24 protein-coding genes are annotated in these 23,283 nt (G+C 42.0%); 19 read left to right on the forward strand and 5 right to left on the reverse strand.

What is annotated here, in order from left to right:
- The first annotated feature begins 9 nt into the window (after nucleotides 1-9).
- The 3 genes from plsX to JZO70_RS06710 all read left to right on the forward strand — a co-directional run bounded on the left by plsX (nucleotide 10) and on the right by JZO70_RS06710 (nucleotide 2,409).
- Nucleotides 10-1,005: a phosphate acyltransferase PlsX gene (gene plsX / locus JZO70_RS06700; RefSeq protein WP_207672767.1), complete on the forward strand. Its 996-nt coding sequence runs from the start codon at nucleotides 10-12 to the stop codon at nucleotides 1,003-1,005.
- A gap of 122 nt (nucleotides 1,006-1,127) precedes the next feature.
- A complete protein-coding gene (gene acpP / locus JZO70_RS06705) occupies nucleotides 1,128-1,370 on the forward strand; it encodes an acyl carrier protein (RefSeq protein ID WP_278252590.1) in 243 nt (80 codons plus the stop codon).
- Nucleotides 1,371-1,440: 70 nt separating this feature from the next.
- Nucleotides 1,441-2,409: a dipeptidase gene (locus JZO70_RS06710; RefSeq protein WP_207672769.1), complete on the forward strand. Its 969-nt coding sequence runs from the start codon at nucleotides 1,441-1,443 to the stop codon at nucleotides 2,407-2,409.
- Nucleotides 2,410-2,485: 76 nt separating this feature from the next.
- Here the strand turns inward: JZO70_RS06710 and JZO70_RS06715 are convergent, their stop codons facing one another.
- Nucleotides 2,486-3,553, reverse strand: a complete 1,068-nt coding sequence (locus JZO70_RS06715; RefSeq protein ID WP_207672770.1) for an LPXTG cell wall anchor domain-containing protein — start codon at nucleotides 3,551-3,553, stop codon at nucleotides 2,486-2,488.
- Nucleotides 3,554-3,777: 224 nt separating this feature from the next.
- On the opposite strand from JZO70_RS06715, the gene rnc reads away from it, so the two are divergent.
- The 4 genes from rnc to ftsY are packed head-to-tail and all read left to right on the forward strand — an operon-like array spanning nucleotide 3,778 to nucleotide 10,232.
- Nucleotides 3,778-4,470, forward strand: coding sequence for a ribonuclease III (gene rnc, locus JZO70_RS06720; protein ID WP_207672771.1), 693 nt, complete (start codon nucleotides 3,778-3,780; stop codon nucleotides 4,468-4,470).
- Between the two features lie 17 nt (nucleotides 4,471-4,487).
- A complete protein-coding gene (gene smc / locus JZO70_RS06725) occupies nucleotides 4,488-8,096 on the forward strand; it encodes a chromosome segregation protein SMC (protein WP_207672772.1) in 3,609 nt (1,202 codons plus the stop codon).
- Nucleotides 8,074-8,883, forward strand: coding sequence for a Cof-type HAD-IIB family hydrolase (locus JZO70_RS06730; protein WP_207672773.1), 810 nt, complete (start codon nucleotides 8,074-8,076; stop codon nucleotides 8,881-8,883). The genes smc and JZO70_RS06730 overlap by 23 nt, the downstream gene beginning before the upstream one ends.
- Before the next feature lie 11 nt (nucleotides 8,884-8,894).
- The gene (ftsY, locus tag JZO70_RS06735; protein WP_207672774.1) at nucleotides 8,895-10,232 is read left to right on the forward strand and encodes a signal recognition particle-docking protein FtsY; all 1,338 of its coding nucleotides are present in this window, start codon (nucleotides 8,895-8,897) and stop codon (nucleotides 10,230-10,232) included.
- Nucleotides 10,233-10,276: 44 nt separating this feature from the next.
- Here the strand turns inward: ftsY and JZO70_RS06740 are convergent, their stop codons facing one another.
- Complete coding sequence (locus tag JZO70_RS06740; protein ID WP_207672775.1) at nucleotides 10,277-10,582, reverse strand: AzlD domain-containing protein; 306 nt, start codon at nucleotides 10,580-10,582, stop codon at nucleotides 10,277-10,279.
- Complete coding sequence (locus tag JZO70_RS06745) at nucleotides 10,575-11,336, reverse strand: AzlC family ABC transporter permease (RefSeq protein ID WP_207672776.1); 762 nt, start codon at nucleotides 11,334-11,336, stop codon at nucleotides 10,575-10,577. The genes JZO70_RS06740 and JZO70_RS06745 overlap by 8 nt, the downstream gene beginning before the upstream one ends.
- 111 nt (nucleotides 11,337-11,447) lie before the next feature.
- On the opposite strand from JZO70_RS06745, the gene JZO70_RS06750 reads away from it, so the two are divergent.
- From JZO70_RS06750 to JZO70_RS06800, 11 genes are all read left to right on the forward strand, one after another.
- Nucleotides 11,448-12,326: a LysR family transcriptional regulator gene (locus JZO70_RS06750; protein WP_207672777.1), complete on the forward strand. Its 879-nt coding sequence runs from the start codon at nucleotides 11,448-11,450 to the stop codon at nucleotides 12,324-12,326.
- Nucleotides 12,327-12,423: 97 nt separating this feature from the next.
- On the forward strand, nucleotides 12,424-14,685 hold the full coding sequence (gshAB, locus tag JZO70_RS06755) for a bifunctional glutamate--cysteine ligase GshA/glutathione synthetase GshB (protein WP_207672778.1): 2,262 nt from the start codon (nucleotides 12,424-12,426) through the stop codon (nucleotides 14,683-14,685).
- Nucleotides 14,686-15,026: 341 nt separating this feature from the next.
- Complete coding sequence (locus JZO70_RS06760) at nucleotides 15,027-15,506, forward strand: helix-turn-helix domain-containing protein (protein WP_207672779.1); 480 nt, start codon at nucleotides 15,027-15,029, stop codon at nucleotides 15,504-15,506.
- Complete coding sequence (locus tag JZO70_RS06765; protein WP_207672780.1) at nucleotides 15,490-16,395, forward strand: ABC transporter ATP-binding protein; 906 nt, start codon at nucleotides 15,490-15,492, stop codon at nucleotides 16,393-16,395. Before JZO70_RS06760 ends, JZO70_RS06765 begins: the two co-directional genes overlap by 17 nt.
- A gap of 1 nt (nucleotide 16,396) precedes the next feature.
- On the forward strand, nucleotides 16,397-17,182 hold the full coding sequence (locus JZO70_RS06770) for a hypothetical protein (protein ID WP_207672781.1): 786 nt from the start codon (nucleotides 16,397-16,399) through the stop codon (nucleotides 17,180-17,182).
- A gap of 358 nt (nucleotides 17,183-17,540) precedes the next feature.
- The gene (locus JZO70_RS06775; RefSeq protein ID WP_207672782.1) at nucleotides 17,541-17,987 is read left to right on the forward strand and encodes a hypothetical protein; all 447 of its coding nucleotides are present in this window, start codon (nucleotides 17,541-17,543) and stop codon (nucleotides 17,985-17,987) included.
- Nucleotides 17,984-18,319: a Z-ring associated ZapG family protein gene (locus JZO70_RS06780; protein WP_207672783.1), complete on the forward strand. Its 336-nt coding sequence runs from the start codon at nucleotides 17,984-17,986 to the stop codon at nucleotides 18,317-18,319. Before JZO70_RS06775 ends, JZO70_RS06780 begins: the two co-directional genes overlap by 4 nt.
- A gap of 242 nt (nucleotides 18,320-18,561) precedes the next feature.
- On the forward strand, nucleotides 18,562-18,924 hold the full coding sequence (locus tag JZO70_RS06785; RefSeq protein WP_207672784.1) for a hypothetical protein: 363 nt from the start codon (nucleotides 18,562-18,564) through the stop codon (nucleotides 18,922-18,924).
- Between the two features lie 126 nt (nucleotides 18,925-19,050).
- The gene (locus JZO70_RS06790; protein ID WP_207672785.1) at nucleotides 19,051-19,425 is read left to right on the forward strand and encodes a GntR family transcriptional regulator; all 375 of its coding nucleotides are present in this window, start codon (nucleotides 19,051-19,053) and stop codon (nucleotides 19,423-19,425) included.
- Nucleotides 19,425-20,267 (forward strand): ABC transporter ATP-binding protein, encoded by an 843-nt coding sequence (locus tag JZO70_RS06795; protein ID WP_207672786.1) that lies wholly within the window; start codon nucleotides 19,425-19,427, stop codon nucleotides 20,265-20,267. Before JZO70_RS06790 ends, JZO70_RS06795 begins: the two co-directional genes overlap by 1 nt.
- A 152-nt stretch (nucleotides 20,268-20,419) precedes the next feature.
- Nucleotides 20,420-21,076, forward strand: a complete 657-nt coding sequence (locus JZO70_RS06800; protein WP_207672787.1) for an ABC-2 transporter permease — start codon at nucleotides 20,420-20,422, stop codon at nucleotides 21,074-21,076.
- A 46-nt stretch (nucleotides 21,077-21,122) separates the two neighbouring features.
- On the opposite strand, the gene JZO70_RS06805 is transcribed toward JZO70_RS06800, so the two are convergent.
- Together JZO70_RS06805 and JZO70_RS06810 are read right to left on the reverse strand one after the other, a co-directional pair.
- Nucleotides 21,123-21,683: an LOG family protein gene (locus tag JZO70_RS06805; protein WP_207672788.1), complete on the reverse strand. Its 561-nt coding sequence runs from the start codon at nucleotides 21,681-21,683 to the stop codon at nucleotides 21,123-21,125.
- 168 nt (nucleotides 21,684-21,851) lie between these two features.
- Nucleotides 21,852-22,259, reverse strand: coding sequence for a hypothetical protein (locus JZO70_RS06810; RefSeq protein WP_207672789.1), 408 nt, complete (start codon nucleotides 22,257-22,259; stop codon nucleotides 21,852-21,854).
- 115 nt (nucleotides 22,260-22,374) lie between these two features.
- On the opposite strand from JZO70_RS06810, the gene JZO70_RS06815 reads away from it, so the two are divergent.
- Nucleotides 22,375-23,274 carry a metallophosphoesterase gene (locus tag JZO70_RS06815; protein WP_207672790.1) on the forward strand — a complete coding sequence of 300 codons (900 nt, stop codon included), beginning with the start codon at nucleotides 22,375-22,377 and terminating at the stop codon, nucleotides 23,272-23,274.
- Nucleotides 23,275-23,283 lie beyond the last annotated feature (9 nt).

A 23,283-nucleotide genomic window follows, 5' to 3' on the forward strand; every position in this document is an offset into this window, starting at 1 on the left:
GACCCTCAAATGAGAATCGCAGTAGATGCGATGGGCGGCGACTTTGCCCCACAAGCAATTGTGGAAGGCGTTATGCTGGCAAAGAAAAACCATCCAGACATTGAGTTCCAATTATATGGTAAAGAAGAGGCTATCCGTCAATATGTAACCGACGAAACCAATATCACAATTATCCATACCGATGAAAAAATCAATAGCGACGATGAACCGGTTAAGGCGATTCGCCGCAAAAAGACCGCTTCTATGGTATTGGCTGCTCAAGCAGTTAAAGAAGGGCGAGCAGATGCGATCTTTTCAGCTGGAAACACAGGGGCGTTATTAGCAGCCGGATTATTTATTGTTGGCCGAATTAAAAAAATTGAACGTCCTGGTTTGATGTCAACGATGCCTGTTTTAAGCGGGGATCAAGGATTTGATATGCTTGACTTAGGAGCGAATGCCGAAAATAAACCGGAGCACTTGCATCAATATGCGATTTTAGGCTCTTTTTACGCGAAGCATGTTCGCGGCATTCAGAATCCTCGCGTGGGACTTTTAAACAACGGAACCGAAGAAACCAAAGGCAGCGAGTTAACTAAGCAGGCTTATCAATTGCTGCAGGCTGAAAAAAGCATCAATTTTATCGGCAACGTAGAAGCACGGGAATTGTTAAACGGAGCAGCTGATGTAGTTGTGACGGACGGCTTTACCGGTAATGCGGTGTTGAAAACCATTGAAGGAACAGCGATGGGGTTGATGCAGTTAATTAAAGGCAGTATTAAGGATGCAGGCGCTAAAGGGAAATTTGGTGCGCTGCTTTTGAAGGACACATTGTACGGTTTGAAGGACAAATTAGACTACTCCTCTCATGGCGGAGCGGTATTGTTTGGTCTAAAAGCTCCAGTGATTAAAACCCACGGATCAACCGGTCCTGAAGCGGTTTCTCACACGATTTCACAAATCCATACGATGCTGGAAACCGATGTTGTTGGCCAATTGGTCCAGTTCTTTGAGCAGGAGCAGTAGGCAGTCTGAGGGTGGAATTTACCGAAAAAGCTAGACAAACCCTTGAAACACCAGTAAAATGTACAATGACCTTCTGGTATTTGAATGGAAAAATGAAGTTAATTGTGTGGAGGTGAATGTTGTTGACGCGTGAGGAAGTATTCGGAAAAGTGGCTGAGATAATCTCAAACCATTTTGAATTAGACAAAGAAAAGGTAACACCTGAGCTAAGTATCAAGGATGATCTAAATGCAGATTCAATCAGTATCATGGAATTTATTCTAGAATTAGAAGATGAATTCGGAACAGAGATTTCTGATGATGAAGCAGAAAGAATCGAAACCGTTGGTGCTGCAGTTGATTACATTTTGGAACATCAAGGCTAGGAACAAAAACGCAGAATCGCAGGATTTTGCGTTTTTTTCGTAGTCTTTTCTAATAAACGGAGGCGATAAAATGAAGGCGATCGATCTGCATTGTGATACGATCTTTAAGATTTATCAAACACCTGCTGCCCAGCTGCGGGAAAATGAGTTCCAAATTGATTTGCGGCGGATGAAGGAAAGCGGTACGGTGTTGCAAAATTTTGCTATGTTCGTTCAGCTTGATGAAGTAGATGATCCTTACCGAGTTTGTCGGGAAATGATTGCCTGCTATCAAGCAGAACTAGAAAAAAATACTGATTTGATTCGGCCGATAACAACGATGGCTGAATACGAAGCCAATCAGCAAGCTGGACTTTTGAGTAGTTTATTGACGATGGAAGAGGGCGCTCCTTTAGCAGGCCGTTTAGATCGTTTGCAGGAATTCTATGATTTAGGTGTGCGAATGCTGACCTTAACTTGGAATTTCGAAAATGAAATCGGCTATCCCAATGCTGTTTATTGGAATGATGAACAACAATCATTGGCTTCCCAGCAGCAGGGATTAACTGAAAAAGGGATTTCAATCGTTCGACGGATGGAAGAGCTGGGAATGATGATTGATGTTTCTCATGGTTCGGATCAATTAGTTCGGGATGTACTGACTTATACGAAGCGTCCATTTGTGGCGAGTCATTCCAATGCACGGGCTATTTGCAATCACTCTCGTAATTTAACAGATGAGCTGATTCGCGGGATCGCTGACCGAGGCGGTGTGATCGGAATGAATTATTACGAAGCCTTTATTCGTCCTGAAGGCAGCCAGCAGTCATTGGTAGAGGGTTTAATAGATCATATCAAGCATTTTGTCCAAGTTGGTGGTGTTGACTGTATCGGCTTAGGCTCAGATTTTGATGGCATCGAAGAAAATCCTGAGCTGGCAGATATTCGGGCGATTGAAAAAATCGAACTTGGTTTGCAAGCTGCTGGTTTTACGACTAGCGAGATCGAAAAAATCTTTTATCAAAATGTCGAGCGTTTGTATCGCGAATTTTTAACCTAAAAAAGAACCGTTCGCAGGTTTCGCGAGCGGTTCTTTCAACTTGATTCAGCGATTAATCCTGTTTTTCAACCGCTGATTAATGACGAGAGCGGCTCTTGCGCAACCATACATAGGCAACGATACCGACAATAATTAGTCCGATAACTACCATCCAAATGGTTCGTTGTTCCCCAGTTTTTGGCAAAAGCTTTTGCACGATAGTTTGACTTTCGGATGAAGATGGCGTCGTAGCAGCTGCTTGCTTGGTTGAAGAAGTTGTGGTTGATTCAGCAGTGCTGCTTTCTTGGGTTTGTTGGGTAGAGTCTTCAGTTGCTGGAATGCCTTTTTCCGCATAGTTGGAAATCAAGGCAATCATTCCTGGCCATAAGTAGCCTCTTTGTTCAATGATTTTTTGTTGTACTGGAGCAATATGCTTCAAAATCGCAATCAATTCGTCGTTAGTTAGACTGCGAACTCCCCAGAAGCTGCTGTTAGCTGGATACATTGCTTTTAAGTAAGCCTGCAATTGATCCACCACTGGAATCAAATCTAAGCTGCTTTGGTAGTTTCTAGGATTAAATGATAATGCTTGTGTTGCAGCTTCATAGGAAAGAGTATTGTCCTTATATAAAGCCTGTAATAAGCGCGCAAAGCTACTAGCATCCATGCCGACTGTGTCGTAGTTGTAACGTTCAAATAAGGTTTGAGCGTTTAATAGTTGCTGATCGGTATAGCTGTCCACTTCTTCTTTGGATATTAAGTTTCCACCAATTTCGTATAGCGCTTCTCGCCATTGCTGGGCAGTTAGATTCGTGTCCTGTTTTTCCTCCGAAGCTTTGATCCCTAAGTCTTTTTCAATATCTTCGACAACTTTATTTTGCACATCTTCGGCTTCTTTGTCAGATACTGTTCCTTGGGGGCTGCTTGAGTCAGTGGTGACAACTGGTTCAACTGCTGCTGCGGAATCGCTGGTTGCTGTATTTGATGGATCATTAGTTGGCTCAGTGGATGCAACGGTGTTAACCTCATCGCTGTTTTGAGTTGATGTTAAGGTTTCCTCCTGAGCAGTTAGAGCTGCCTCATTTCCATTTGTTTCGTTTGATTCGGCATGGGCTGCCAGTGGGAAAGCCAACACACAGACGCCTAGTAAAAGCCACTTTTTCAAAGTAATCACTCCTTAATCTTTTTGTAACAATATTGTAACATAAGAAATTTTATTGTAAATAGAAAAATTGCAGTTTTTTGAAAAAATTTCGGACTTTTTTTATCTGAGAACCTTCAATCGCTGTTTTTCAAGTTTTTCTTACTATTATCGCTTCTCGTTTAAAAATTCGTAAAAAAACAGTATAATAGAGCGTGATGTAAAACTTTAAAAAAGGAATGTAGCCAATGGATACGCAATTGATCAACGAGTTAAAAGAACGCTATGGCATTGTCTTTCATGATGTCACGTTATTGGAACAGGCTTTTACCCATTCGTCCTATGTCAATGAGCACCGCAACATGCAGCTTTCTGATAATGAACGTTTAGAGTTTTTAGGAGATGCCGTATTAGAGCTTCAAGTTTCTCATTATTTATATCGTCAATATCCAGATGTACCAGAGGGCAAACTAACGAAATTGCGTTCGGCAATTGTTCGCGAGGACAGCTTATCTAAATTTGCGAAGGAATGCCATTTTGATCAATATGTATTGCTGGGCAAAGGAGAGGAAAACTCCGGCGGTCGCAATCGCGCATCTTTACTATGTGATCTCTTTGAGTCCTTTTTAGGTGCTCTGTATTTGGATCAAGGCTATGAAGCCGCACTTCACTTCATTCAAACGGTAATTTTTCCTAAGATCGAAGCCGGAGAATTTACCCGGGAAATGGATCATAAGACCCGCCTGCAGGAAGTTCTGCAAAAAAGCGGTGATGTAACGATTGACTACCGGTTAGTTAGTGAAGAAGGACCAGCCCATGAACGAACATTTACGATTGAGGTCTATGTAGATGATCGCCTGATTGGTTCAGGAAAAGGAAAGTCAAAGAAATTAGCGGAACAAGATGCCGCAGCTAAGGCATTGGCATCACTTAGAGTATAAATGGAGGTACACCTTTCGTGTATTTGAAACGTATAGAAATAGCCGGATTTAAATCCTTTGCTGAACGAACCAAAATAGAATTTGAAACCGGCGTGACGGCAGTCATCGGACCTAACGGCAGCGGCAAGAGCAACATTACCGAAGCTATCCGCTGGGTTCTCGGTGAGCAATCCGCAAAAAATCTGCGGGGCGGTAAAATGCCGGATATCATTTTTGCCGGGTCGGAAGCAAGAAAACAATTAAATATTGCCGAAGTCACGGTTGTCTTAGATAACACGGATCACTATTTGCCTTTGGATTTTAGCGAGGTCAGTGTGACCCGACGCTATCGTCGAACGGGAGAAAGTGATTTTTTCATCAATAAAAAAGCCTGTCGTTTGCGGGATATCCAAGATTTGTTTATGGACTCTGGGTTAGGTAAGGAGTCCTTCTCGATTATCTCCCAAGGTAAAGTAGAGGCAATTTTCAGCAGCAAGCCAGAAGACCGTCGGGGAATTTTTGAAGAAGCTGCCGGTGTGTTGAAATACAAACAGCGCAAACGCAAAGCGGAACAAAAGTTGTTTGAAACCGAGGACAATTTAAACCGTGTTCAAGATATTATTTACGAATTAGAAGATCAGCTGGTTCCCTTGGCTGCCCAAAGTGAAGCGGCCAAGGAATTTTTAGCGCTGAAGGAACAGTTGACTGAGATGGATGTCAGCTTGACAGTTGCTAAAATCAAAGCCAACAAACAAGCTTGGGAAGCAGCCTGTACAGATTTCGAGCAATTATCGGCCACTGTCGAAGAGCGCTCTCACTTCATTCTGCAAACGGAACAACAGCTAGGCAACCTGCGGGAAAAACGCGGCAAGCTGGATGAGAAGCTGGAAAATGGCCAGCAGCAGTTGCTTCATTTAACTGAAGCTCTTAAGCAAACTGAAGGGCAAAAGGAGCTGTTAAGCGAACGCTCCAAAAACACCCAAAAAACTAGTGAAGAGTACCAAGCCTCTTTGGCTCAAAACCGTGAAAAACAAAAAGCCGTTGAAGTTGCCATCCAACAACTGGAAGAGCAGCAGCAGCAAAAAGAAATTGAAAAAACGGCTTTGGATAAAGAGATTGCTCAGCTAACGGTTGAAGCGATTAAATACCAAAAGTCTACGAAGGAAGTCTTAGAAGATTTAAGAGGCACCTACGTAGAATTGATGCAAGAGCAAGCCAATGTCAGCAATGAATTGAAATATTTAGAGCGCCAATACAATCAAGAAACAGCGAAGAATCAGCAAAGCGTGACCCGCTTTGAAGCCTTGCAGACTCAAGTAAAAGAAATGCAAGAGAAACAGAACGCAGCACAAGAGCGGGCAGAAACGGTTGAAACGCAGTTAATCAATGAACAACAAGCGTATCGTCAATTAACAGAAGAAACGACTAAGCAGCAAAAACGCCTAAGTCACGAACAAAGCTTAATGTACGAGCTGATGAATCAAGTCCAACAAGTTCGGGCCCGTAAAAAGAGCCTGCAGGAAATTCAAGAAAATTACAGCGGCTTTTATCAAGGTGTCCGCAGCGTCTTGCAGCATAAAGACAAGCTGTCAGGTGTTGTCGGTGCGGTAGCTGAGTTGATTGAAGTACCACAGGAATATGCTTTGGCAATTGAAACTGCCTTAGGTGCGGCAGCGCAGCATGTAATTGTAGAGAATGAAGCCGATGCACGTAAAGGCATCACCTATTTGCGTCAGCAACGTAGCGGCCGAGCAACCTTCCTGCCGTTAACAACGATTAAGCCCCGCAGCTTAGCCAATCATCACTACCAAGCAGTGAAAGGTCATGAAGGATTCATTGGAGTAGCTAGTCAGTTAGTTTCCTTTGAACAAAAAGTTTCGACTGTTATGGAGAACCTGTTAGGCGGGATCGTTATTGCCCGCGATTTGAACAGTGCCAACCAATTGGCCAAACAGCTCCACTACCAAGTGCGGGTAGTTTCTTTGGAAGGCGATGTTATGAATGCCGGCGGATCGATGACTGGTGGTGCTACCAAGCAGGGCAGTCGGGGGAATTTATTCAATCAAGGTCACGAACTAGAAACCTTGACGAAACGCTATGAAGAATTAAACCGGGATCTAAAAAATAAAGAATTGCTAGTTAAGAATATGCAGCAGTTGATTCAAGAGCAAACAGCTGAGATTGAAGCTTTGCGGACAAAAGGTGAGCAAACTCGCTTAACCTACCAAGAAGCCCAAAGCGAGCTGGAGCGTTTAGAAGCTGATTTGACTCGTTTGGAAAAAGAACATACTTTATTCTCTTACGAAGCCAAAGAATTGGAACGCTTTTTGACGGATTACCAGCAGCAAAAAGCCCAATTAGAAGCTAAAGCGGAGCAGCTGCAGGCTGAACAACAGCGCACCGATCAGGAAATTAAGCAATTGAATCAAGAAAGTGATTTGCTGGAAGAACGTCGGTCAACAATTGCTACTCAACTGAGCCGTTTCCAAGCCGACTGTGCAGTAATGGAAGAGCAGCTGAATCATTTAAATCAGCAGCAGATCATGCAGCACCAGCAGCTGACTGTCTTAGTCAATGAAATGGACAGCTTGGAAAATCAGCTGTTGGCTTTATCCAACGACTCTTCTACCCACGAAGAAACGGTGGAAAGCCTGAACCAGCGTTTAGCTGAGCTAGAGACGACGCATGAACAATTAGTCGCTCAGTTAGCTGGCTGGAAGCAAGAACGTCAGGAACTGCAAATGCAGGTAGACAAAGCCGATGGCGAACTAACTTTAGCCAACCGGGAGCAAAAAGAATTATTGGCTCAGCAATCACAAGCCGACGTGCAGAAGAACCGCTTAGAATTGCAGCTAGATAATGAATTGGATTATTTACAGGAAGAATACAGTTTGAGCTTTGTTGCGGCGGAAGAGATGGCAGATATGACGATTGATGTCGGACCTGCCCAGCAGGAAGTAACTCGCTTGAAACAGTCGATTGAAAAATTAGGACCAGTCAACTTGAATGCAATCGAACAATTCGAGCAAGTAGAAGAGCGTTACGATTTCTTAACCACTCAAAGAGACGACTTACTGTCTGCCAAAGAACAGCTGTTTGAAACGATGGATGAAATGGACGATGAGGTCAAATCACGCTTTTTCACCACTTTCCAAGCTATCCGGGAACAGTTTAAAGAAGTATTTCCTAATATGTTTGGCGGCGGCAGGGCTGAACTATTGCTGACGGATCCTAACGATTTATTGAATACCGGGATTGAAATCGAAGCTCAACCGCCCGGCAAGAAGCTGCAAAGCTTGTCCTTGCTTTCAGGGGGAGAGCGGGCTTTAACAGCAATTGCTTTGCTGTTTTCGATTATCCAGGTTCGTCCGGTACCGTTTTGTGTGCTGGATGAAGTGGAGGCAGCTTTGGATGAGGCCAATGTCTCGAGATTTGGCCGCTACTTAAGCTCATTTGAAGATGATACCCAGTTCATCGTAGTGACTCATCGTAAGGGAACGATGGAAGCTGCCGATGTATTGTATGGTGTTACGATGCAAGAATCCGGCGTATCGAAGATTATTTCGGTTCGTTTGGAGCAAGTTAATGAAGGTGGTAAATTTGAAACTGGAGAGGAGCTGTCCCATGATAAAATTGGTAGCAATTGATTTAGACGGTACGCTATTGACTGATGCTAAAACGATTTCTGATAAAAATAAAGCGGTCTTGGCTCAAGCGAAAGCACAAGGAGTTAAAATTGTCGTTTGTACCGGCCGCCCGTTAATCGCGATTGGCGAATATTTAGAAGAGTTAAACTTAGTTGATGAAGGCGATTATTCCATCACCTTTAACGGCGGATTAATTCAAAAAAACAATACCGGCGAACTGTTAGGTAAAACGGCCTTGAATCTAGAACAGGTGCAAGATCTTTACAAACTGTTCACACAATTGCCTTTGCCGATGGATATTTTATCGGATGCTCGTTGTTTACAATTGAACACGGCTCCTGAACATGTGTCATTGTATCCAACGATGAATAAAAAAGTAACGTATTTCCCAGCAGCTATCGAGGATTTAACAAAAGATACGTTATACAACAAAGTAGTTGCCGCCATTGATGTGGACTATTTAGATGAAAAGATGACAGAGATTCCAGCTGAGTATCTGGAACGCTATGAAGTCTGCAAAACCCGGCCTAACTTATTAGAATTTATGCCTAAGGGTGTTACAAAAGCTTATGGATTAAAAGTATTAGGTGAAGAATTAGGCATCGATGCCAGCGAAATGTTAACGTTAGGCGACGAAGCCAACGATTTGCCAATGATTGAGTATGCCGGAATCGGTGTAGCAATGGAAAATGCTACGGACGACGTGAAGGCGGTGGCTGATTACATCACAGGCACCAACCAAGCTGACGGTGTCGCTCAAGCAATCGAAAAATTTGTTTTGAACTAAGGAGGAATACGATGGGCTTATTTGATCGAATAAAAAATGCCTTCATGAGTGAGAAAAAAGAAGAGCAGGAAACACCAGAGTCAACAGAACCACAAGAAACCGAAGCTGAGGATTCTGATCCTTCGGCCGTCGAGGAACAAACGACAGTTGAACCTGAAGAAACATCTGAATCAGCCGATCAAGCAACTAGCGAAGAACCAGCCGATTCAGCAGAGCCTGCGGAAGCTGAAGAAGAAACACTTGTAATCGAAGAAGTTCCAGAAGAGACAGCAGCGGAAGAACCCGTTCAATCAGTTGAACCGGTTCAGCTGGAAGAAGTTCAACCAGAAGAAATTTTACCGGAAGCAAAGTTGGAAGCACCAGAAGCTACGGAAGAAATAATGGAAGAACTTGCAGCTCCGACTGAAACAAGTGCGCAAGAAAAATATGACAAAGGGTTAGAAAAAACGCGGAAATCCTTCGGCGATCGCATGAATGAATTGTTTGCTCGCTTCCGTCGAGTGGACGAAGAATTCTTTGAAGAGCTGGAAGAAACCTTGATTGGTGCCGATGTTGGTTTTGACACAGCGATTAAGCTGACTGAATCTTTGCGCCAAGAAGTTAAACTGAAAAATGCTAAGAAGCAGTCGCAAATTCAAAATGTCATCATTGAAAAACTGGTAGATATTTACGAAGCCGAGGGTGTCGATGAGAACAATCAACTGAACTTGCAGCCGGATGGGTTATCTATCATTTTGTTTGTGGGAGTTAATGGTACTGGAAAAACGACTAGTATCGGTAAATTAGCCAATCAATACAAAAACGAAGGAAAAAGAGTCCTGTTGGCAGCAGCGGATACTTTCCGGGCTGGAGCGATTGACCAATTGGTTGTTTGGGGCCAACGTTCAGGCGTAGAAGTCGTTCGCGGCAATGCTGGCGGTGATCCCGCAGCGGTAGTTTACGATGCTGTGGCTCGTGCGAAAAATGAGAACTACGATATCTTGCTGATTGATACAGCCGGACGGTTGCAAAACAAAGTCAACCTAATGAACGAATTACAAAAAATCAGACGGGTGATCCAGCGAGAATATCCGACAGCTCCTCATGAAGTGCTGTTAGTAGTGGATGCAACTACTGGACAAAATGCCTTGTCACAAGCGCGTCAATTTAAAGAAACCACTGATATCACTGGTTTGGTGTTAACCAAGCTGGATGGAACAGCTAAAGGTGGGATTGTACTGGCGATCCGTAATGAATTGCATTTGCCAGTAAAATTAGTCGGTCTTGGTGAAAAAATTGATGACCTAGCTGTCTTTGATCCAAACGATTTTGCGCTTGGATTGTTCAAAGGACTATTAAAAGAAGAGTAAAAAATGAAGCTTATCTGAACAGACCAATGTTCAGATAAGCTTTTTTATGCGAATAAAACTTCAAATATAAGGACAGTAACACAACAAACGATCGCCACTTGGAAAAGATTGCCACGGTACCAAGCAGTTAAGCTGCCGGTTAATAAAGCGGCTAGTCCGGCTAAAGGAATCTGAGTAACTTCTAAAATTGCCGGGAAGGTCATTACGGCCAAGGTAACGTAAGGGACATAATGCAAAAAAGATTGCACGAAAATATTCTTAATCGGTTTGCGCAGAATCGTCAATGGCAGTAAGCGGATGCTGTAGGTCACGACGGACATGACCAGGATATACATATAGATATTAGGCATGGATATCTCCCTCCTTGTTAATTGGGAACAACAGGGCCGCGATGGTACAAATGACGACGGTCAAAATGATAGTACGAGTACCGCTGGAAATCGCGGCAAAGATCGGTATATTCGCTGCCGCATAGCTAGCCGCAAAACTAATGAGAACCAAAGCACCGATTACTTTATTTTTACGAGTGGGCGGAATAATTACCGCTAGGAACATGCCGTACAAAGCAACGCTCAAAGCGCTAACCAGTTGAAGAGGCAAAATGTTTCCGGAAACAACACCAATAGCTGTTCCAATCGCCCAGCAAGGAGCTGCCGCTGCGACTGCGCCATACATATAATAAGGATTCAAGTAGCCGGAACGAGAAATGATCAAGCCAAACAACTCATCAGTAATATCAAAACTGATGAAAAAACGATGGATAAAAGGCATTTCCGGCGATAATCGCTGACTCAAGGCGCACCCCATCAGTAAATAGCGCGCATTTGTAATCAAAGTCACTAATGCTAGCTCCAAATAAGAGCTTTTAGCCGAAATAACCACCAAAGCAGCATATTGGCCTGCCGAAGCATTGTTCAATAAACTCATTATAAATCCTTGAAAGGCTGACATTCCCGCATTTCGAACGGTGATTCCCAACGAGAAAGCTACCGCGAAATAACCAATCCCGATGGGGAAGCCGTCTTTGATTCCCGATCTAAAAACACGCCAATTAGTAACCGCTTGCATATTTTCGGTGGATGAACCCCATTCTTTTTCTTCCATAACCTAGTAACATCCTTCATGTTCATTTTTTCGTATTATAGCAAGCGCTTTTACATTAGTAAAACAAATGATTATAATGAAGTCATAAGAAAATGTAATGGAGGTGGCCAAATGATTTCCCGATACATGGTTTTTTGCCAAGTGATTGAAGCCGGCAGTTTTACCCAAGCTGCCGATGACTTAGGTTATTCTCAAAGTGCCATCAGTCAAATTATTAAAGCCTTAGAGCAAGAGCTGGGCACGCTGTTAATCCAGCGCAAAAAAGATGGGCTAGGCCTGACCAATGATGGTCACCAGTATTTTCCCTACTTGCAGGCGATTGCTGTTGCCGAAAAGGCCTTGCAGCAGAAAAAACGGGAAATTAACGGATTGAAAGACAGCACCATTCGCATCGGGACCTTCACCAGTGTGAGCCGTACGTTGCTGCCACCGTTAATCAAAGCCTTCAAGCGACAATATCCAGAGGTGAATTTTGTAATTCGCCAAGGAGAATATACCAGTATCGCAGAATGGGTACGCAACAATCAGGTAGATCTAGGCTTTGTCCACACTGCAGCAGTAGAGGATATTGAAATGAAGGTTTTGTATCAGGATGTGATGCAGGCCGTTTTTACTAAGGATCATCCATTAGCGAAAAGCCGCACTGTGTCCTTAACACAATTAACAGAGGAGCCGCTGATTTTGCTAGATGAAGGAGCCTATAGTGTAACATTGTCGGCTTTTGCTGACTGTGGTTTAGTTCCCAAAATCGAGTATGAAGTGTATGATGACTACTCGATTATTGAAATGATCCGTCAAGGACTGGGCTTTTCCATCATGTATCAACGAGTTCTGGCGGGGATGGAGGGGGAATTGGCCATTCGACCGATTGAAGAGCAGCCGGAACGAACGGTGGCTTTGGCTTGGCGCAATTGGACGACGCTGTCCTACGCATCCCGTACCTTTGCCGAGTTTATTTTACGAGCTGTTACGCAAAAGGATAAGAAATAGAGGCTAATTGAAAAAATTAAAAAAACAATTTAAGCATTTCCATTCTTTTTCCACTAAATATTCTATATAATAGGGCGTGATGAGGAGGCCTGCATAAATGAGAATCAAAGAAATGATGCGCCAAGAAAAAGTTAAGCCGTGGTTGCTGCAAGCACGTTTTGGAATAGAGAAAGAAAGTCAGCGAGTCGATTTAGAGGGCCATTTGGCTAAAACGGATCATCCTGACAAACTAGGCAATCGTAGTTTTCACCCATATATTCAAACCGACTTTTCGGAAACGCAGCTGGAACTAATCACACCGGTTAGCGATTCAGCTGAGGAAGTCTTAGCTACTTTGACAGCGGTCCATGATGTGGCCCAGCGCAGTATGCCGGAAAATGAAATGATGTGGCCATTGTCCATGCCGCCAGCTTTACCGGAAAAAGAAGAGGATATCGTCATTGCCAAGTTAGAACGGCACGAAGATGTATTGTATCGTCGCTTCTTGGCTCGTGAATATGGCAAGCGTAAGCAAATGGTGAGCGGCATCCATTTTAATTTTGAATACGGAATGGATTTAGTTAGAGAACTCTTTCAAGTCCAGGATGAGTACAAATGCACTGAAGCCTTTAAGACAGAGTTATATATGAAGATTGCCCGCAACTTTTTACGTTATCGCTGGTTGTTAACTTATTTATTTGGTGCAACACCGATTAGTGAAGAAGGGTACTTCGTCGATGAAGAGCGCCCCAACGAACCGGTTCGCAGTATTCGTACTAGTCCTTTTGGTTATGTAAATAAACCAGATGTGCAGGTATCCTATGCTTCTTTAGATCAATACAGTGAAGATTTAGCTGAGAACGTTGCTCAAGGTCGTTTATCAGAGGAGAAAGAATTTTACGCACCGATTCGGATGCGGGGCGGCAAAAAAGTTGCTGACTTGTTCCATACCGGCATTCGTTATGTCGAGCTACGTAATATTGACTTAAATCCTTTTGAACGAATTGGGATTAATCAAGAGGCGGTTGAATTTATCCATCTGTTCATGCTGTATTTGCTGTGGACCGATGAAAAGGCACCGGCGGATGAGTGGGTAGAAACTGGAAATAAAATCAATGATGAAGTCTCTTTAGAGCATCCTAATCATCAAACAGCTTATATCGAAGAAGGCCGTCGTATGTTTGCTGAAATGCAGGAAATGGCGGAAGAATTAGATTTGCCGGTTGACGATCAGATAACGAATTATCAAGAATGGTTGGAAAAACCAGAGTTAACCTTGGCAGCTCGTTTGTTGAAGGCGGATGAAGCAGAAGGTCAATCGGTTTTAGGAAAACAATTAGGTCGAGAATACTATGACATCGCCTATGCTCATCCTTACCAATTGGCAGGTTTTGCCGAAATGGAATTATCCACGCAAAATATGTTGTTTGATGCCATTCAAATGGGCTTAGAGTTCGATGTAATGGACCGCAGCGACCAGTTTGTTTTCTTGAAACATGGGGATCATAAAGAATATGTGAAAAATGGCAACATGACCAGCAAAGATACCTACATTTCACCTTTGCTGATGGAAAATAAAACGGTAACGAAGATGGTCTTGGATCAAGCTGGTTTCCGAGTGCCTTTAGGTGAAACCTTTACTTCTATTGAAAAGGCCCGCAGAGCGTACCCACGTTATGCACAACAAGCCTTTGTCATTAAGCCGAAATCTACCAATTACGGCTTAGGGATTACTATTTTCAAAGAAGGAGCTTCGCTGGAGGATTATATTGCTGGTTTGAAGATTGCCTTTAAAGAAGACGACTCTGTATTGATTGAGGAATTCATGGAAGGAACAGAGTACCGTTTCTTTGTAATTGATCATCAAGTAAAAGCAGTTCTTCTGCGTATCCCAGCTAATGTTGTGGGAGATGGCGAGAAAACAATTAGACAGTTAGTTGAAGAAAAGAACCAAGATCCGTTGCGGGGGACTCACCACCGCTCACCGTTGGAGCTGATTCAACTAGGCGATTTGGAAAAATTAATGCTGAAGGAACAAGGCTTCACGATTAACAGTGTGCCAGAAGCTGGCCAGCAAGTCTTCTTACGGGAGAACTCCAACATTTCTACTGGTGGCGACTCAATCGATATCACCGATGAAATGCACGAAAGCTACAAGGAGATTGCGATCGCAGCAGTGGAAGCCCTGGGTGCTGAAATTAGTGGGATTGACTTAATTATTCCGGATAAGGACAAACCATATGAAGACAAAATGGATTACGGAATTATCGAAGCTAACTTCAACCCAGCAATGCACATGCACATCTATCCTTACGCTGGCAAAGGCCGTCGTTTGACATTGGAAGTATTGCATCTATTGTTCCCAGAACTAAATAAATAAGCTTAAGCTCTATGTATCTTCAAGATATGTAGGGCTTTTTTTGCCAGTCCAACTTTTCGCAGTTTAGCAAAAGTTAGAAAGATATTTAGCAATTAATCACTTATAAATCGACACGAGAAGTTTAGTAGGATGATATGCGTACGAAGATAGAATTGATTTTTCCCGGACTTGGAAAAATCAATTCCAAAAAAGGAGATAGCTGTCAGTCTTATTTTCTGAAATGAATACCTTAAGACAAACTATCCGCTGTAAAGGCAACTAAAGCGAACGTTTTATGTTTGTTCTGCTTGGTTGTTTGCCGCAAGTTTCCTGCTAAAATAAAAGTGGGAGGTAGGAAAGATATGAAAAATCAGAAAGAGATTACCATTCAGAAGAATTTACGTTTTTTGCGAACGCAGCATAATTACACCTTAGAAGAAGCAGCTGAAAAAATCGGTGTGACGCGTCAAGCGATAGCCAAATGGGAGACCGGTGATTCGATGCCTGATTTAATCAATACCATGGCTTTGGCTAACTTATATGAAGTGACGGTGGATGACTTAATGAGCTTTGATGAAGAAGCATCAGCCACCAAAATCCCGCCGAAGGGCAAGCACATGTTTGGTGTGGTAAAAGTCCAGGAGCGGGGACAAATAGTTATACCAAAAGAAGCGCGTGATATTTTCAATATTAAAAAAGGGGACAACTTAGTTTTATTAGGTGATGAAGATCCGGAATCATTTGGCATGGCGCTAATTCCAGCAGATTTGTTTTTAGGCTTTTCAGAACGAATGAAGGAAGAACTTGAGGGAAGGCGGAAACAGGATGGGAACCATTCTTGAAACAAAGGCCTTAACTAAAGCCTATGGCAAGTTTAAAGCATTGGATCAAGTTACGGTTTGTTTAGAGCAAGGTGAAATCTATGGATTGATTGGCCAAAATGGTGCTGGGAAAACCACCTTCATGCGGCTGATTGCTGGACTAAGCTTTCCGACAGCTGGAAGAATGACCCTTTTCGGACAACCGATTGGAAAGACGCAAACAACTGATCAACAAATGGGTTTTATGATTGAAAATCCAGCGATCATTCGCCATTTAACTGCTAAAGAGGTCTTGCGCTATTTTGCTAAAATGAAAGGTTTAACTTGTAATGACGAGCAGTTAGACCAGCTGTTAACCAAGGTCCACTTAGCTGATACTGGTAAAAAGAAGGCCCACCAGTTTTCCTTAGGCATGAAACAACGCCTGGGCATTGCGATCGCTTTGTTGGGAGATCCGACATTTTTGGTTTTGGATGAACCAATTAATGGGCTGGATCCTCAAGGTATGGTGGAGATTCGTGCGCTTTTGCGCCAGTTGGCTTCCGAAGGGAAAACAATCTTGTTATCCAGCCATAACTTGCCAGAGCTGTATCAAGTAGCTACTCAATATATCATTTTAAATCAAGGGAAAGTCGTGAAACAGCTGAGCCTGTTAGAATTAGAGAAACAAACTCGACACTACTTGCGAGTGGTCGTCAACGAACCTCGGCGTTTGGCCCAGGTTCTTTCAGAAATAGAGACAATCGGAAATTATGAGATCAACCATGAAGGGGAAGCCAAGCTTTTTCAGGTGGAATCAAAAGAAGATCTTTTAAAACAATTAGTCGCGCACAATGTTTGGCCGATTACTTTTGTCGAGCAGGAAGAAAGCTTGGAAAATTTCTATTTTTCTTTGATTGGAGGCAGTTAGCATGATGGATTTATTGAAGGCCGATTGGTTTAAGGCCAGACACTCTCGAGTACTATATATTCTTTTTATGCTGGCTTGCATTAGCAGTTTGGTGATGTTTTTTACCGCGTATTATTTAGGGAAAACAGAGGCAGCCGCCAGTTTGATTAATTTAGCTTCTTTTTTCTCGGATCCTCAGATGGTTTCCTTGTTAGGCTGCGTTTTTGTGGGAATTTATGTTTGTCGCGATTTTGAAGAAAAAGTAATGGAGCAGGCCATTGCCAGCGGCAAGTCGCGAGGAAAAATTGTTTTCGAAAAGGTAGTTTCTCTATTGTTCTTTATCAGCCTGTTGTATTTGCCTTACGTTTTAGGCAGTCTCGTATTGTTAGGAACTTCGATTGATTTATCGGCTTATTTACCAACAGTTCCTTTGCAGTTGGCCGCAGAAAATCAAATCTTGAATGCAGACAGCCAAACAATTGCGGGTATAGCCAAACTGCTCAGTTTAACAGTAATTAATATGGCGGCTCAATTGACGATTGCTTTACCAATAATGTTCTTGTTGAAACGTCCGGTATCCGTGTTGGCTATATCTTATGGCACCTTGCTTCTTTTAGGACCGATAGCTTCGTTAAATGAAACGACGCAGCAAATTTTGTCCTACACTCCTTATGGGAAAGATATTAGTCAATTAACTCTTACTATGAGCAATCGTTATTTTGGAGAACGTTTAGTGATCAATTTAATTTTTGTTTTGCTGATGATTCTTGTGAGCTATGGTATCTTTCGTAAAAGTGAAGTGAAATAAGGGTCGTTTAAGATCGTTTTTCAGCTGTTCCGGACATTTATAACAATAGGAGCGAATATTTTGATATTATTTCTTCATCAATAGATGAGGTGAAAGATAATGAAGAATCATACGATTGTGTGCTTAATATTTATGGCTCTGTTGTTAAATGTTCTTATTCCTCAACCTTACTGCTGGATAACGTTGGCTGCAGTAGTAACTGTGGGAATTGTTCTGTTTTGTTTAGCTTTAAAAAATAAATCAAACGTGTAAAAGCAGGTGCTTCTTCTAGTTAAGTTGAGCAGTTGCTTTTTTATTTGCCCTTTTCAACCCTGTAATTCACAGGTAGAATAAATAGAAGGACAGGGGGGCGTTAAGGTTGGAAGAGGAGATCAAAGAAGTTTTGGCTTCTAAGGATACTAAGGAGTCGCTGCAGCGCTTTAGGAAGTTGGAGGCTCGCTGTGTGGAGAGTAAGGAAATGTATCAGTATTGGCCTCTCTACTTAGCAGGTTTGCAGGGGAAGACGTCCTGCAACCGGGCCAGGAGCTTTAAATTGTTGATGAAAACAGTTAAGTGGGATCAACAAGGGCAAATAGATCAACACTTGCCAGTTATTTTGGCTATTCTAGAAGACGAAAAGTCAATTGTGGTTCGACAGTGTGTTCCTTATTTAGAGGAGCTGCTGATTCAACGGCCTGACTTGAAGACGATAGTATTAGAGAAGCTAGCTAGTCTGAATTTAGACAAATACAAAGAAAGTATGCAGCATTTAATCAAGCGAGATATTGAAAGCTTGGTAAATGTAGTAAAGGGAACTTCAATATGACAATTCTTTTTGGTATTGCGATTGGTTTAACAGTCGGGTGTTTCGTAGGGATAATTTTAGGAATTATTCTCAGAAATACTAAATACAAACGTGACAGAGCGCAAAACGCTCAGCAATTAAAGAAATTACTGCAACAAATTAATCCTTACATCAATAGTGTGACCTTCATCTTGTTAGGAATTGGTTTGATTTGGACGGTTTACTATTTGATCTTAGGTATCGTTGATACGACTCAAACAGAGTTTGCCACCAATGTTTCCCAATTGATTGTCTCGGTTTTAACGGTTTTTTCTATTATTGTAGCTTTTTATCAATTTATTCGTGAACGTTGAGAAGGTAGAATGGCTAATGGCGATTTCTATATTTGGCTTAATTTTATGGCTTTGTCAGGACTCTATCGAAATAAGCAGAAGATTGACACTTGTTTTGCAGGTCATCCTCGCTTTTTAGCAATCAAAGGCTAGCATTTTGGCAATCGGTTAAATAGGAAAAATCAATATGCTTTTGCGGCAAATACAGTATTAGTTGTTTGGCTGGTAATTATTGGCTTAACTGCTGGATAAGGAGGGGGAAAATGAAACAGGACATCAATCACTTTGCTCGGATCGTTTTTTTAACGTTAATGATATTTCTGATCATATGGCGTAGAGGACAATTTACTATTTATAGTGCTGCGGGTTTGAGTCTGCTGTTGGTCTTTTATATGCTAAGTTATGTGTTTGAACGAAAATGGCTGGTGGGGCGATACTGGCAATTAGGTATTTATTGTGCCTATTGGTTTTTAGCCGGAACCTTCTGTTCATTGGTTCTAGCGGGAAATCCCGCCTCCCTGCAAATGATAGTACTTTACTTTGGCCTTAGCTTCATCGGTTCCGCGATTTGGTGTGCTGTTTTACCAAAGCTCTTCAGGCATCGTTTTCCGAAAAAAATCAGATAGGCAATTTCGAGTGTCGGCAACCTGCTGGCACTTTTTTTGTTGTGAACAAGTGACGGTCAAAAATACTATTCATATTGACAACTGATATGCACTGTTATATACTGTTTACGAAAAGAGGGATGTTCAGTGAAACTTATTATTCAGCATTCGTCAATGACACCGATTTATGAGCAGCTGGTGGAACAAATCAAAGCAGCCATTATTCAAGGGACTTTAAAAGAGAATGATCCGTTGCCCTCCGTCCGTTCGTTAGCCAAGGAATTGAAGATCAGTGCCTTAACTGTGAAGAAGGCTTACGACGCGTTAGATCAGGAGGGAATGATTGCAACCGTTCATGGCAAAGGCAGTTTTGTCCGAGCGATCAATCCAACATTGAAGCGAGAAGAGCAGTTGAAGGCAACCCAAGAAGAATTGGAAGTGATTGTTAACAAAGCGCGTTTAGCCGGAATTAGTGATGAGGACTTGCAGGAATTATTTACCATCGTATTGGAGGAATCATAATGCTTACACTAAAAAATGTACAAAAAACCTATCCGGATTTTAGTTTAAACTGTTCATTACAGATCGGTGCTGGACAAATTGTCGGTTTGGTGGGGCGCAACGGTGCCGGGAAAAGTACAACCTTTAAGATTGCTTTGGGTCTGATTTCTAGTGAACAAGGAGAAATCACTCTCTTTGATAAGCCGCTAGAAAAGGTCACCGAGGATGACCGGCAAAAGCTGGGCGTGTCTTTGGCAGAAGCAGGGTTTAGCGAATATTTGACGATTCAAGATATTGTGCCGATGCTGGATACCTTCTACCAATCATTCGAAAAAGACTTTTTCCAAGCAAAATGTGCTGAGTTTCAACTGCCAACAAACAAAGCAATCAAAGATTTTTCCACAGGAATGAAAGCTCGGCTAAAAGTCTTAATCGCCATTAGTCATCAAGCTTCACTGCTTATTTTAGATGAACCGACAGCCGGACTAGATGTGATTGCCCGGGAGGAAATTTTAAGTCTATTGCAGGAGTACTTGGATCAAGATGAGAGTCGCAGTATTTTAATTAGCTCTCATATTTCAAAAGACTTGGAACAGCTATGTGATTCGTTATATTTCATTGATCAAGGTCAAATTATTTTGCAGGAAGATACAGATGTTTTATTGGGTGAATACGGCATTCTTAAAATGACAGAAGAGCAATATTATGAAGTAGACAAGGAACACATGATTGCTACTAAGAAAACCAGCTTTGGCTATCAATGTTTAACCAAACAGCGGCAATTTTATTTGGAGAATTATCCGGAAATCGTAGTGGAGAAAACCAGTATTGATGAAATTATTTTGATGATTATGGGGCGCTAGTTCTACTTTTCACAGTAAGTATTTGTTGGAAAGCAAATGAACTGACAATACTAGTAACGAAGAACTTAGTAGAATAGTGTGCGTGGTGAGAATCAGATTTATTTTTTCAGAGAAAAAATAAATACTTTAAAACGAAATAGGAGGGGAAACGAATGAGAGGCCTATACATTAAAGACCTGCGCTTAATAATGAAACAAAAAGCTCTTTTGCTAGTGTTTATACTTTTGACCGTCTTCAATTCATACCAGCTTAATAATAATGCGGTTGTTCCTAGTTTGATGATCTTTTTTCTGACAACGTTGGCATTTACTACGGTTACCTATGATGAGATGGATCATGGATTAACCTTTTTGTTCACTTTGCCGATTTCACGAAAGAAGTATGTTGCCGGCAAATATCTGTTGTCAATCGCTACCATTCTTCTAGCTATAGTGCTGTCAATCGGGATTGTGCTGGTTATGAATGCAATTAAAAGTCAGGTAGTCAATTTTGAACTGTTCAGCTTTACTTTTGGCTTTGTTTTCTTACTGGGTCTTTTATACATGAGCATAATGCTGCCGATTTATTTCAAATTCGGTGCCGAAAAAAGCCGCTTAATTTTACTTTTAATTATAGGTGTGATTTTTTTCCTCACTTTCGCAGGAGGCTACTTGATACAGAAAACAAACTTTGACATAGCGGGGCAGGTAAACACCATTATGGCCCAACCTCTATGGCTGCTAACTGCTATCAGCATCTTAGTCACAGCTGCTGCAGTGGTAATTTCCTATCTTATGTCAGTAAAAATCGTGAAGAAAAAAGAGTTGTAAGTCTCAAAAAGGGCCGCCCTCATCGCGAGAGCGGCCCTTTTTGTGTTTAATATTTTTTGGCTTGAGGCGGCTCATAAGTAGCAATAAAGTCTTCGATTTCTTGGATAGTATGGGCAAAGCACATTTTTTTGCGATCACTGGCAGATAGAAAATCGGTCTCCACCATTTTGTCAAAAAAGTCCTGCAGGGGACGATAATAATCATTGGTATCGTAGAAAATACAAGGACTATCATTCTGACCGACACGGGCCCAAGAGATGGCTTCGCTGATTTCTTCCAAGGTACCAGGACCTCCTGGTAAAGCAATGCAGACATCGGCTGCTGCAATCATCTTATTTTTTCGTTCGGACATCGTTTTAACGACGATCAGTTCTTCTAAGTTTGGATGCGCTAATTCGCGTTTTTGCAAGAAGGTGGGAATAATGCCAGTGGCACTGCCGCCTTTGGCTAAAACCGTATCAGCGATCACACCCATCAAGCCAGCCTTGCCGCCGCCATAAATTAAATGATGACTATTTTCAGCAATCCAAGTGCCTAGTGTTTGAGCATTTTCGCTATAGACCGGCTCGTTGCCGACACTTGCACCACAATATACAGCTATATTCATAAGAGCCCTCATTTCTTTTTTACTCAGTATTATAGCAGAAGGGAAACGTAAATTGGGCATTAAAAATTATCAGCAATGGATCAGTGGATTTTATAAGGAACGTAAGTTGTTCGCGTAAAAAATCAGCTATTGAGGCATCTGGCTTCAATAGCTGATTTTCTGAGGTTTTTAGTAGTCAAATTCTTTAATTTCAATCGTTTGCTTCGTTTCTTCGATGACTAGACCGGTTTTTTCTTCCCACCATTGTTTCATCTCTTTTTCATAAGTAGTTGGGAACTGACGAACCACATCCAGCAAGGGAGCGCCTTGAAGGGTAGCATATGGGAAATTCAGAGTTAAATTGTACTTTAGTTCATGCAATAGACTGTAGTATTGGAACATCATGTAGTACATTTCTTCAAGATCGTCTTGGGCTAACACACGAGGTGCGCGATCCAGCATAAAGCCTAAGCTGCGCATCATAAATAGGAAGCCTGGCAGCTGTTCCGGGCAAATATCATCTACTTCTTTTAGGATATCGATGTGCAAATCCAGTGCTTGCAGCAAATCCTCTTTTAACTGTTCATAGGTAATCATAGGCGATCCTCCTTTACTTAGTATCTTTAGTATAGCATAATCTTTACGCAGGCTATCGACGAGTTTAGGATTTTTTTAATGCGCCTTCAGGAGTAAAATAAAAGGAGATGATTGGATGGGGAAACTGGCGATTATTAGTGATCTTCACGCCGACATTAATCATTTAGCAGAAGCAGAATTGAATATTTTGCTGGAAGTTTTGCAGGAAAGAGCGATTACGCGGCTGCACTTTGCCGGAGACAGTGCCAATCAGATCCAGCAGACGCTGGAGATTAATGCATACTTTCGCAAGCAAGGGATTGAAACCACCTTTAATCTAGGAAATCACGAAATGGGCAGCGTTGTGGGAGAAGCGATGATTGAACACTATCCCGACAGTCATTTTTTGAATTTTCGTTATTTGCCATTAAATGAATCAACGGTACTGCTGGGAGTGAATGGCTGGTATGATTATCAATTCTCTGATTTAACGGACCAAGAAAAGATTGCTTCCATGAAAAATTTGTATTGGTATGATCGGATTATTCAACGATCGGGAGATGATCCCGCCGTAAACCAGCGAATTCTGGAACAGTTGGACATGGTGTTAAGGGATTTGAAGGAAAAAAATTACCGTGTGATTTTAGCTACGCACTTTGTTCCGCAAGGCCAATTTATCGTGCGTTTAGAAGGACGTTACCAAATTTGGAACAAACTGAACGCTTTTTTAGGTTCAGCTTCTATGGGGCATTTGCTGGATCAATATGATAACATTTCAGATGTTGTCTTTGGACACACCCATCGTCGTTTTGAAGAACAGATGATTCAAGGGACTTGCTATCATTGCCGCCCTTTAGGCTATTACTATGAGTGGCGCCTAACCCGAGATTTTGTGCTGCAAAATAAGCTGGTAGAAGAATACAATCCTATGAAATTACGGAGCGTATTGCGTAAGCATCAGGAAGCTTTTCAAAACTATAAAGTGCAACACTTGAAACAAGAATTTCAACAGGCGATGACCGTGATCGCTTATTAAGAAAAGAGG

Origin of the sequence: Candidatus Enterococcus moelleringii, assembly GCF_017377575.1 — a bacterium.
GTDB classification, from domain to species: Bacteria; Bacillota; Bacilli; order Lactobacillales; family Enterococcaceae; genus Enterococcus_A; species Enterococcus_A moelleringii.